Source organism: Salinicoccus sp. HZC-1, from assembly GCF_046736035.1.
Classification (GTDB): Bacteria; Bacillota; Bacilli; order Staphylococcales; family Salinicoccaceae; genus Salinicoccus.
The window spans coordinates 340991-352781 of record NZ_CP177130.1; the positions used below are offsets into that span (position 1 = coordinate 340991).

Annotated in this window: 14 protein-coding genes; 11 read left to right on the forward strand and 3 right to left on the reverse strand. The window is 44.9% G+C overall.

What is annotated here, in order from left to right:
- Positions 1-179 precede the first annotated feature (179 nt).
- Positions 180-734, forward strand: a complete 555-nt coding sequence (locus ACKRAT_RS01755; RefSeq protein WP_411843397.1) for a DUF4256 domain-containing protein — start codon at positions 180-182, stop codon at positions 732-734.
- Between the two features lie 44 nt (positions 735-778).
- On the opposite strand, the gene ACKRAT_RS01760 is transcribed toward ACKRAT_RS01755, so the two are convergent.
- Entirely contained in the window at positions 779-1561 is a 783-nt protein-coding gene (locus ACKRAT_RS01760) for a sulfite exporter TauE/SafE family protein (protein ID WP_411843398.1), read from the reverse strand.
- Positions 1562-1704: 143 nt separating this feature from the next.
- Here ACKRAT_RS01760 and ACKRAT_RS01765 point away from each other — a divergent pair, with 143 nt between their 5' ends.
- From ACKRAT_RS01765 to fdhA, 7 genes are all read left to right on the forward strand, one after another.
- Positions 1705-2319: a DedA family protein gene (locus ACKRAT_RS01765; RefSeq protein WP_411843399.1), complete on the forward strand. Its 615-nt coding sequence runs from the start codon at positions 1705-1707 to the stop codon at positions 2317-2319.
- Between the two features lie 129 nt (positions 2320-2448).
- Entirely contained in the window at positions 2449-3228 is a 780-nt protein-coding gene (gene nadX, locus ACKRAT_RS01770) for an aspartate dehydrogenase (RefSeq protein WP_411843400.1), read from the forward strand.
- A gap of 131 nt (positions 3229-3359) precedes the next feature.
- The gene (locus ACKRAT_RS01775) at positions 3360-4388 is read left to right on the forward strand and encodes a fatty acid desaturase (RefSeq protein WP_411843401.1); all 1029 of its coding nucleotides are present in this window, start codon (positions 3360-3362) and stop codon (positions 4386-4388) included.
- Between the two features lie 113 nt (positions 4389-4501).
- Complete coding sequence (locus tag ACKRAT_RS01780) at positions 4502-5623, forward strand: histidine kinase (protein WP_411843402.1); 1122 nt, start codon at positions 4502-4504, stop codon at positions 5621-5623.
- 2 nt (positions 5624-5625) lie between these two features.
- Positions 5626-6225, forward strand: coding sequence for a DNA-binding response regulator (locus tag ACKRAT_RS01785; protein WP_411843403.1), 600 nt, complete (start codon positions 5626-5628; stop codon positions 6223-6225).
- Positions 6226-6400: 175 nt separating this feature from the next.
- Positions 6401-6589 carry a GlcG/HbpS family heme-binding protein gene (locus ACKRAT_RS01790; RefSeq protein ID WP_411843404.1) on the forward strand — a complete coding sequence of 63 codons (189 nt, stop codon included), beginning with the start codon at positions 6401-6403 and terminating at the stop codon, positions 6587-6589.
- 32 nt (positions 6590-6621) lie between these two features.
- Positions 6622-7836 (forward strand): formaldehyde dehydrogenase, glutathione-independent, encoded by a 1215-nt coding sequence (gene fdhA, locus ACKRAT_RS01795; RefSeq protein ID WP_411843405.1) that lies wholly within the window; start codon positions 6622-6624, stop codon positions 7834-7836.
- Between the two features lie 171 nt (positions 7837-8007).
- On the opposite strand, the gene ACKRAT_RS01800 is transcribed toward fdhA, so the two are convergent.
- Complete coding sequence (locus ACKRAT_RS01800) at positions 8008-8532, reverse strand: D-glycero-alpha-D-manno-heptose-1,7-bisphosphate 7-phosphatase (protein WP_411844393.1); 525 nt, start codon at positions 8530-8532, stop codon at positions 8008-8010.
- Between the two features lie 140 nt (positions 8533-8672).
- Here ACKRAT_RS01800 and ACKRAT_RS01805 point away from each other — a divergent pair, with 140 nt between their 5' ends.
- Positions 8673-9485, forward strand: coding sequence for a Cof-type HAD-IIB family hydrolase (locus ACKRAT_RS01805; protein ID WP_411843406.1), 813 nt, complete (start codon positions 8673-8675; stop codon positions 9483-9485).
- Positions 9486-9573: 88 nt separating this feature from the next.
- Here ACKRAT_RS01805 and ACKRAT_RS01810 read toward each other — a convergent pair whose 3' ends face one another.
- Positions 9574-10053, reverse strand: a complete 480-nt coding sequence (locus tag ACKRAT_RS01810; protein WP_411843407.1) for a metal-dependent hydrolase — start codon at positions 10051-10053, stop codon at positions 9574-9576.
- Positions 10054-10270: 217 nt separating this feature from the next.
- On the opposite strand from ACKRAT_RS01810, the gene ACKRAT_RS01815 reads away from it, so the two are divergent.
- Positions 10271-11479 carry a diaminopropionate ammonia-lyase gene (locus ACKRAT_RS01815; RefSeq protein WP_411843408.1) on the forward strand — a complete coding sequence of 403 codons (1209 nt, stop codon included), beginning with the start codon at positions 10271-10273 and terminating at the stop codon, positions 11477-11479.
- 87 nt (positions 11480-11566) lie between these two features.
- Positions 11567-11761: a YwbE family protein gene (locus ACKRAT_RS01820; RefSeq protein ID WP_411843409.1), complete on the forward strand. Its 195-nt coding sequence runs from the start codon at positions 11567-11569 to the stop codon at positions 11759-11761.
- The last annotated feature ends 30 nt before the right edge of the window (positions 11762-11791 follow it).

Consider the following 11791-nt stretch of genomic DNA (forward strand, 5'->3'; position numbering starts at 1 on the left):
TCCATTAATACGGCAGCTATCTGGAAGTTACGGAAGAAGGGAATACGGTGTACAATGGTGTCAGTGGATGCACTGCCATAATAGGGTCAGCAAGTAGCATATAATCAATACGGGCATACCGAAAAGGAACATTGAAACAGACACGTTCACCAGTTATTAAAAAAGGGAGATGATTAAAAATGACAGACAAAAAACTTTCGCAGGAAGAAGTTGAGAATCAACTGGCAATATCAAAAGAGCGTTTTGAGAACAATATGGAACGACATAAAGGAATCGAATGGTCCCGGGTGGAAGAGAGGCTGAAAGCCAGCCCGGAAAAGCTATGGTCACTTTCCGAAATGGAACGTACGGAAGGGGAGCCGGATGTCGTCGGTGAGGAGAATGGTGAATTCATATTTTTCGACTGTTCCAGGGAAAGTCCGGCCGGCCGTAAAAGTGTGTGCTATGACCGTAAGGCTCTGGAATCCAGAAAGAAGCATAAGCCGGAAACCAGCGCAATGGATATGGCGGAGGAAATGGGTGTCGAGATTTTGGATGAAGCGCAGTACCACTATCTGCAGGAGCTGGGCAACTTCGATAATAAGACCTCCTCATGGCTGAAGACACCCGATGAGATCAGGGAACTCGGCGGTGCAATATTCGGTGATTTCCGCTATAACACTGTGTTTATCTATCACAACGGGGCGGAATCCTATTATGGAGTGAGACGGTTCCGCGGCGCATTAAGAGTCTGACATATAAAAGGCATCTGTCCAAAATTACCGGACAGATGCCTTTTTCATATCAGTGCGTCAGTAATCATATAAATGCCGAGAATCAAGAGCCCGAAACGCAATACCTGGGACAGTGTGTGACTGTTGAGCGCCTGGTTGATCCTCACTCCGATTTTAGAACCGATAAAAGTGGCGATGATCAGGATCAAGGCGTATCCCCAAAGGATATTCCCCTGGGCAAAGTGACCCGCAGAGCTCGCCAGGCTGGAGCTGAAAATGATGATCATGCTTGTCGCAACAGCGATATGCGGCGGGAAACTGAGCACAATGATCATCAGAGGCGTCATGAGCGCACCGCCGCCGATACCGAACAATCCGGCACTGATGCCGACGAAGAACGCCGCGGTGATCCCTACTACGGGTTTGAATTCTTTTTTATTCTGATATAGATTCTCTTTCTCCTTGATCATTCTGTTCTTAAAAGTAAGGACTGTAAAAATAAGCAGTAAAAAGGTGCCGAATATAATGCCGAATGATTCCTGGCCTAAAAATCGGCTCAGATAGGCGCCGAGGAAAGATCCGGGCACAATCCCGATGGAGAACAGCATACCGCTTTTTACATCCACCGTCTTTGTCCGGCCATATATCATCATGGAAAAGAGCCCTGTGAAAACCAGCGTCAGCGCCGAAGTGCCGATCGCATTCTGAACGGTCATCGATTCCAGTATATTCGTGCTGTTTCCAAGAAAAATCAATGCCGGCACGATTATGACGCCGCCCCCGATGCCGATAAGCGAGCCGATGACGGAGGCAATGATTCCAATAAGCAATAGTAATACGATATCCATTCTGTCACCACATTGTATAGTTTTTATTTCATAATATAACATGAAAATCCTAAAGGTTTCTTTATGAATTATTATGGCAATAGAGTAATATAACATTTATTCCAACAGGTATTGATGCCGGTAATGAGAAAAGGTGAAAAAGAGTGCAGTCCTGGATTACAGATATAATGGAGCAATTCGGCTATATAGGGATATTCCTGCTGATCATGATTGAAAATATATTCCCGCCCATACCATCTGAAGTGATTTTGACATTTGGAGGTTTCATGACCACCAAAAGTTCAATGAATATTTTTGGCGTTGTTACTGTTTCGACACTGGGGTCTGTCAGCGGGGCAGTCGTTTTATACTATATAGGAAAAATATTGAGTGTTGAAAAAATTGAACGCATTGTTGAAAAGTGGGGAAAATTCCTAAGGATTGAAAAAGAGGATGTGCATAAGGCGAATGGCTGGTTTGAAAAGTACGGTGCCTGGACGGTATTCTTCTGCCGCTTCATCCCTCTGGTCAGAAGTCTGATTTCACTGCCGGCCGGAATGTCCCATATGAATATGTGGCTGTTTATTGGACTCACCACACTGGGGACAGTGATATGGAATACGGTACTGGTGATAATCGGAGCGTCGGTTGGAGAATCATGGGACAGTATTGTCGGGTATATGGGTGTTTATTCCAATATTGTTTATGCAGTGCTTGCACTCGTCATCGTCGTCTTTTTGGGACTGTTTATCAAAAAAAGGATAGTAGGGAAGAAATAGTTTAAATAAGGGCATTCCGGCAGTATGCTGGAATGCTTTTTGCGTATTCTTATTTTTAATGTGTAGATGGGTATAGAGTCGGGGTAAAGGATACTATTATTGTTTGGTAATTAGGAAAGGAGACTATTTATGAATATCGGTTTGATTGGTGCAGGGGCCATCGGAGAGTTCCTGCTGAAGGAAATTAATTACAGTGCACATGACAGCCTCACAATTAAAAGTGTGTTAGTCAGAAACAGGGAAAAATACCAGGGACTGGAGTCGGAATACGGCGTGCAGTTATTTACGGATCTTGACGGATTTCTGGATTCGGATATCGATATCGTGGTTGAAGCGGCCACTGTGGAAGCGGTGAAAAATCTTCTGCCTGAGATTATCAAGAAAAAAGATGCAATGCTGATCAGTGTGGGTGCGCTCGCGGATGATGAACTGGTGGCCGAGGTCACCGGAAACGCGAATGAATATGACCATGCGCTGCATTTACCATCAGGGGCCATCGGCGGATTGGATCTGCTGCAAAACGCCCAGACATTCGGAAAGCTCGACAGTGTCACGCTTGAAACGCGCAAACCTGCGGCCTCACTGGTTGATGAAGCCATAGATGAGGAAAAAGTGGTGTTTGAAGGCAGCGCTGTAGATGCGATCGAGCAATTTCCAAAAAATATGAATGTCTCGATCATTTTATCCTTTGCCGGTGTCGGGTTAAGAGAGACGGCAGTTACTCTGATTGCAGATCCCAATATCGATAAAAACATTCATCATATAAAAGCGACCGGCGATTTCGGTGAAGCGGAATTTACATTTAAAAATAATCCATTGCCGGAAAATCCAAAAACGAGCTACCTTGCGGCACTTAGCGTATGCGGCACATTGGAAAGAATCTATAAAAATGTAAAGATCGGCAGCTGATATTCATACCAATAAACTGAATACATGCCGGAACATGACAAATGTCATGTCAATTTACTGACAGATTAGTCTGTTTAACTCCATCCGGTTCATTTATAATATATATTGAATAGATATCGGGGAGAGATAATATGACTAAACAAAAGCAAGCACAGCTTAGAAAAGCTGTTATGCCTTACGCTACTGCCCACACTAAGGCCAGCGTCATACAATTATTGAATACTATACTGCCATTTTTCGTGTTTTGGTTCCTGGCGTACCAGGCTTTAAGTGTTTCATTCTGGCTGAGCCTGCCGTTCAGTATCATAACAGCCGGGTTCATGATCCGTACATTTATTATCTTCCATGACTGTACACATGGCTCCTTCTTCAAAAGTAAAAAACTCAACGACTTCTTCGGGACGTTTACAGGTGTGATCACACACTTTGCATATCAGAAATGGAAAAGGGAACACTCCATCCACCACGCAACCAGCGGTAACCTGGACAAACGCGGTATCGGTGACATTTGGGTGATGACCGTCGAGGAATATGAAGCAGCAGGAAAATGGGAGAGACTGCAGTACCGTCTCTACCGTAACCCTCTGGTTCTGTTCGGCCTGGGTCCATGGCTTCTATTCCTGCAGGCAAATCGTTTTAACCGCAAAGGTCCAAAGCGTAAAGAACGCCTGAACACGTACTTAATCAATGCCATTCTTGTGGCAGCATACTGCCTCATCGGATTTACGCTGGGATGGCATGTCATCCTGCTCGTTCAATTGCCGATCATTTATATTGCAGGGGCAGCGGGCATCTGGCTGTTTTACGTCCAGCACCAGTTCGAGGATTCTTATTTTGAGAACGAATCGGAATGGGATTTTGTAAAAGCGGCAGTGGACGGCAGTTCCTACTACAAACTGCCAAAATGGCTGGAATGGATGACGGGCAGCATCGGCTACCACCATGTGCACCATCTGGCACCGCGGGTTCCGAACTATCATCTGGAAAAAGCGCATGAGAATACGCCGCCGCTTCATCAGGCGACGACGATTACGCTGAAAACCAGTCTTGAATCAATTAAATTCCGTCTGTATGATGAAGAAAATAAAACTTTCATCACTTTCAGGAACATGAAAAAACGTATGAAGAACAGAGAGAACCACAGACCGACAACACATTAAATATCAGTGTAATGGCGTCCCCCTATATGATAGGGGGATTTTTGCCTATCAATACTTAATATGAATTGAAACTGATACAATGAAGCAAATAAGTCAGAGAGGAGCGTGGGACTGTGCGTGATTGGTATCATATTTTCCCCAAAAATACAGGATTGAGTTTATACATATGGATCATATTTTGTGTATTGCCGTTTTACTTCATATTCCGTTCCACTGCATTATGGGAAATCGCAGTGGGAATCATAATCACAATCCTCTTTTTTGCCGTTTACTGGTCAACTTTTAATTCACGCGGGGCATTGATATACATAGGGCTGAGTCTGGAGTTCCTCATCAATGTTGCGATGACCGTCCTATTCGGATATGTCTACTTCGCACTCTTTATCGCGTTCTATGTGGGCAATATAAGAAGCCGGGCCGGTTTCATCTCCATGTATGTCATACATATGATCACTACTGTCGGCGCCATCGTATTCGCATTTTTCATCAACTATGTCCTCATTTTGAGCCATCTGCCGTTTTTGATCATGACAATTCTGGGGGTTATCCTGATTCCTTTGAACAAGCACAACAGGGCGAAGCAGGAAGCGCTGGAAGACAGGCTGGAAGACGCCAACCAAAGGATCGCGGAGCTTGCCATTGTAGAAGAACGTCACAGGATTGCACGGGACCTGCATGATACACTCGGTCAGAAATTATCAATGATCGGGCTTAAAGGCGAGTTGTCCAGAAAACTGATGGATAGCAATCCTGACAGTGCAAAGAAAGAACTTCAGGATATACAGGATACGGCGCGCCATGCACTTAAAGAAGTGCGGGAAATGATCAGTGATATGAAAAGTGTGAGCCTGGAAGATGAGCTGTCCCATGTGAAAATGATATTGGAGGCAGCAGAGGTCAAACATGACATAACTGTGGAAGCGAATCTTGAAGACCTTCCGATGCTGAGTGAAAGTGTGCTCAGCATGAGTTTGAAAGAAGCGGTGACAAATGTTGTCAAACACAGCAAGGCGAAACACTGCACAGTAAGGCTGACAGAGACGAACAAGGATATATTCCTGAAAATATCGGATGACGGCAATAACCGGAAAGAAGTAGAATATGGAAATGGACTGCAGGGCATGCGTGAACGATTGTCATTTGTAAATGGAGAATTTCATGTGTTCAGCTCCGCAAATGGATTTGAGGTTAATATAACAGTTCCTAAAGTATTAAGACAGATAGAGGAGGGGTAGTAGTGATACGTATAGTTCTCGCCGAAGATCAAAACTTATTACTCGGTGCACTCGGCGCCCTATTGGATCTGGAAGAAGACATCACTGTAGTCGGGAAAGCGTCCAATGGTGAGGAAGTACTTGAATTAGTGGAGCGTGAGCAGCCGGATGTTTGTCTGATGGATATAGAAATGCCGGTCATGACCGGCCTCGATGCTGCGGAGGAATTAAAGAAAGAGGACTGCAAGGTGATCATCCTGACAACATTCGCGAGGCCGGGATATTTCGAAAGAGCCAAAAAAGCGGATGTCAGCGGATATTTGCTGAAAGACAGTCCAAGTGAAACACTGGCAAATTCAATAAGGCAGATCATGCAGGGCAAACGGATTTATTCACCGGAATTGATAGATATTGTTTTCGAATCGGAAAACCCGCTGACTCCCCGTGAAATAGAAATCGTTCAATTGCTCGCTTTAGGGAAAACGACGAAGGTAATCGCCAAAGAACTACATTTGTCGGACGGCACCATCAGAAATTATGTTTCCATCGTTTTGGATAAACTGGATGTCGATAATAGAATCGAAGCGATAACCAAAGCGCAGGATAAGGGGTGGCTGAAATGATGATCTCCCTGCTGATAATATAAATGATTCAGTCAGAAGAACTCTAAAAATCGGAGTTCTTTTTTTAATGGAAGCAAGCGCTTTATTTGACTGAAAATTCCGACTGGAATATGATGGAATTGAACCAATATTAAATGGCAGTGGGAAATGATCCTGCAATCTTGCGGAAGCGACAGTGCCGAATGCTGAACTGTACGGATTGAATACGACGAATCAGGGACGCATTGTTGTCTTTGGCGGCGATTTCCCGCTTGAAAAAGACGGTAAGGTCGTCGGCGCAATCGGTGTAAGTGGCAGCAGTGTTGAAAATGATGTGAAAGTTTCTGAAGCAGGCGTAAAGGCATTTAACCAAATCGATTTATAATAAGCAGTGTTCTCGCTGCGAGGAGGGGTACAATGGAAGGAAATCGTGGTGTTGTTTATACAGGAGCCGGTAGCGTTGAAGTTCAGGATATTGAATTCCCGGATTTGGTTTTAAAAGAGGGTCCGGGTGTACCAAAAGCAAACGTGGGTCGTAAATGTGAGCACGGTGTAATACTTAAAGTAATTACGACGAATATATGCGGCAGTGATCAGCACATGGTCCGGGGCCGTACTACGGCGCCTGAAGGTCTGGTGCTGGGTCATGAGATTACAGGTGAAGTCATCGAAGTCGGAAGAGATGTCGAGTTTGTTAAAAAAGGGGATATAGCATCTGTTCCGTTTAACATTGCATGCGGACGCTGTGAAATGTGCCGTGAACAAAATACTCATATTTGTACGAATGTTAACCCTGAGAGACCAGGGGCTGCCTATGGCTATGTAGACATGGGCGGCTGGGTAGGCGGCCAGTCCGAATATGTAATGGTCCCTTATGCAGATTTCCAGCTGCTTGTGTTCCCGGATAAAGAACTGGCGATGGATAAGATCCTGGATCTGACGATGCTGTCCGACATCTTCCCGACAGGGTACCACGGCGCCTATACTGCCGGCGTTAAAACCGGGTCCACAGTATATGTTGCCGGTGCAGGTCCTGTCGGTCTTGCAGCCGCGCACTCGGCACAATTACTGGGCGCGTCCAGAGTAATTGTCGGAGATATGAAACCGGAACGGTTGAAGCAGGCGGAGAGTTTCGGCTGTGAAACAGTAGACCTGACCAAACATGACAGGCTGGGGGAACAGATCGAACAGATTTTAGGCGTTCCTGAAGTGGACAGTTCGATAGATGCGGTCGGTTTTGAAGCATCCGGACATGGTAAAGACGGCGGGGAAAAGCCTGCAGCCGTATTAAATACCATCATGGATGTCACCCGTGCAGGCGGCAGTCTGGGAATTCCGGGGCTGTATGTTACAGAAGACCCGGGTGCATCTGATAAAGATGCGCAGACCGGCTCATTAAAAGTGAGATTTGGACAGGGCTGGGCGAAAGCGCATAATTTCGCAACAGGACAGACACCGGCGATGAAGTATAACAGGGACCTCATGAAATCCATCCTGTCCGGTAATGCACAGATTGCAAAAGCGGTGAATGCGACAGTCATCGACCTGGACGGAGCACCGGATGGGTACAAAGACTTCGACAGTGGTGTCGCGAAAAAATTTGTTATTGATCCACATGGCATGTTGAAATAATTTCAGAAGTGACTGGAAAGACAATATATTTTTCAGAATGAATCTCTGGAATATCATACTTGCAAGAACGCCCCCCTGGATGCTTTCATCCAGGGGGGCGTTCTATGTAGAATATAGCATGTTGGAGAATTGTCCCCCCTGAATTTCTTTCAGGGAGAGTGCAAAAACTGTTTACTCTGTCAGCCAGTCTGCAAATGAAAGCAAATTGGGGAAGTTTTTATCCGCTTTCACTTTCTGCTTTTTATCCTTACCGATGAATATCGTCTTTGTCCCCGCATTCCGGCCGGCCTCGATGTCGGGTTCCCGGTCCCCCGCCATATAGCTTCCGGACAGATCGATACCGTGCTTTTTTGCCAGGTCCATGAGCATCCCCGGTTTCGGCTTCCGGCACCGGCAGCCGGATTGCGGCATATGCGGACAGTAGGCGATGCTGTCTATGACTGCATCAAACCCGGCCAGCTGCTCCTCCATTTCCTGATGGACCGCCTCAAGCGCTTCTTCCGACATATATCCCAGGCCTATGCCACCCTGGTTTGTCACAACGTATACTTTGTACCCGGCATCATTCAGCTTTTTAATCCCTTCTCCTGCGCCGGGAAGGAGATGGAAATCTTCTGCCGTGTTCACGAATTTCACCCTTTCACTCAATACCTCGTTGATGACACCGTCACGGTCCAGAAATACTGCCATATTCATCATATCGTCCCCCTTTACAATATATGTTACATCAACTTGAGAAATCGTTATAGTAATTCATCCTTATTGAATCTTTTATGCTGTTATAGACGGAATCTAGTATAATACAGTGATAGTACTGTTATTCGAGGAGGATTACTTTGTCAATAAAGCTGATTGCTGTAGATATGGATGGAACTTTTCTAAATGATACGAAGGAATATGACCGTGAAAGGTTCTCTGAATTATATTTGAAAATGAAAGAGCAGGGAATAAAATTCGTTGTGGCAAGTGGTAACCAGTATTATCAGCTGAAATCATTTTATGGAGATATCCAGGATGAGATCAGCTATGTTGCTGAAAATGGCGCCTTTGTTGTCGACCGTGGCGAGGAAGTGTCTTCTGTAAGCATTCCGAAAGACCATGTTGAAGCGGTTACTGAGGAAATCTCTAAAAACGATAAATTATCAACGATAGTGTGCGGTAAAGAAAGCGCATATGTTCTGGATCATGTTACAGAAGAATACTTCAAAATGATACAGAAGTTTTACCGCCGCTTAAAGAGAGTCAAAAGTTTTGATGATATCGACGACCAGGTGCTGAAATTTGCGCTGTCATGTCCAAAGGAAGATACGGATGGACTGAAGGATTTTCTGGAGGATATTCTTGGGGAATATATCACACCGGTATCCAGCGGGCACGGCAGCATCGATCTGATTGTACCGGGACACCATAAGGCGAATGGCATCAGGGAACTGCAGAAACGGTGGCATATTAAAGACGAAGAAACGATGGCGTTCGGTGACGGCGGCAATGATATCGAAATGCTGAGTCATGTGCAATACGGATTTGCCATGGAGAATGCCACCGAGGAAGTGAAACAAATCGCAGAATACAGTGCACCCAGCAATAATATGAACGGTGTGCTGGAAATCATAGACCAGTACTTTAAAGGGGAAGGGCCTTTTAAGTGATTTGAATGACAAAACTCCTTTGGGTATGATTATCCCAAAGGAGTTTTGTCATCTATTAGTAAAATGGATGGCCGGGAGAATGAAAAAGTTATATGTAATAGCTCAATACCTGAAAACCGAAATAGAAGGAAACAAGCGCCAATCCGCTGAAAATGATATTTTCCATCATGCTTCCGGTACGTGTCGTTATAGGAAAACGGACTTTAAAATTGATTGGGAAGAACAGCTGGATGCCGCTTTTTGTAGCCATATCCAGTATGAGGTGGCTGACCATTCCTATGAGCAATCCGGTTTTAACAACATCATACGGAAAGAATCTGTCCATCAGGAATGAAATGATGACTAAAAAGAGCAGGCTGTGCGTGAATGAGCGGTGTCCAAAAATCAGATTTATTATTTTGGAAAGAATGGGGAAAGCCTTACCCATCTTACTGCCGCCATGGCATATGTCAGGGACAAGCGAACCGATGATGCCCGTACCGACCATGATGATAGGGTCCATATTGGAGAAATGCGCAAAAGCAAGAGTTGAGGCGATGCCGCCAATAATATGTGTTTTTCCTGTCATGATGTATCCTCCTTTAACTTATTCATAATACCACGGCCGGGAATCCAATTACAGGAGTTGTGTAATATTGACATAAGCAAGTCTTGCTCAACAGAAAATTGCATCGAGCTGCTCCTTACGGCAGCTGAAAAGGAAGATATGGCCGGGCGGTATTTGAAGCGGGGACACAGCAGAAGCACATGATTGTTTTGAAAAAAATTTACAAGGGGTGCGGATAGTGCAAAGTATCCAATGGGTTGAAAATCGTTTTAAGACTGAAAAGGACATCACAGAATATATGAAAGTTTATTCGGCGGAAGAGATGGAAAAAGCGAATCATTTTCATGCATCCATGCCTCAATATAAAGAAACGCCGCTAAGAGTTCTATCAGGGCTGTCGGAGGCTTTAGGCCTGGATACAGTATATGTGAAGGATGAATCTAAACGGTTTGATTTAAATGCATTTAAAGGCCTTGGTGCTTCCTATGCCATGGCAAATTATTTTGCAAAGGAACTCAATGTTGATTTAAATACATTAACATTCAATGAATTGCTGGATAAAATTGCCGATTTGCCTAAAGTGACTTTTGCGACCGCAACAGACGGCAATCACGGCAAAGGGGTGGCATGGGCAGCCAGTATTTTCAACCAGGACAGCAGGATATATATGCCCAAAGGAACCGCCCAGTCACGGTTGGATGCCGTTTCAGACTTCGATGCAGGCGGACAGGTCACAGAAATGAACTATGATGACACTGTTGAGTACACAGCGGACCTTTCCGAAAAGAATGGGTGGATCCTGCTTCAGGACACCGCCTGGGAAGGATACGAAGAAATACCGATGAATATCATGCAGGGATATACGACGATCATAGCCGAGATTATGAAGCAGCTGGAAGATGGGGAGCTGGATGAAATTTCCCACATCTTCCTGCAGGCCGGCGTGGGATCATTCGCCGGTGCAATCGCTGCAGCGGTTCATAATGCGACTGAAGGCATAATGCCTGAAATAATAGTTGTGGAGCCTGCGGAAGCAGACTGCCTCTGCCAATCGGCACAGGGGGAGAGTGGTGCACCCGTCCGTGTGAACGGAGAACTGGATTCCATGATGGCCGGCCTATGCTGCGGTGAGCCGAGTCCGCAGGCATGGAATATTTTAAAATCGATAACGGATTATTTTGTATCCTGCGATGATAGCATCAGCGCCAGAGGTATGCGTGTCTTTGATCAGCCTGCAGGAAAAGATGAAAGAGTGGTATCCGGGGAGTCGGGTGCAGTCACTCTCGGTCTCCTGGATGAAATAATGACCAATGAGGCATATGGGGAATTTAAAAATCTGCTCGGATTAAATGAAGCATCGAAAGTGCTGATTATTAACACAGAAGGAGACACAGACCCGGTGAATTATAAAAAAATAGTCCGGGACGGAAATGATGAATATGAGTAATCAATTAAGGAAAATGCCATTATTTCCTGTGTTCATATGATGAATAGGGTAAAATGATAAAATAACTGTTTAATAAGGAGAATGAATATGCCGGGAACAAGAAGAGAAAATATCAAACCAGGAAAGACCGTGAAAGTTGTCCAGAAACAGGACCAGAGATCAGGCAAATTGACTGAAGGTGTTGTTTCCAGAATCCTTACCAATTCAGCTGAACACCATCACGGCATCAAAGTGAAGCTTGAGGATGGCACTGTAGGCAGAGTGAAAGAAATTCTGGACTAAATAATGATTTTCTAAATTAAAAATACCCTT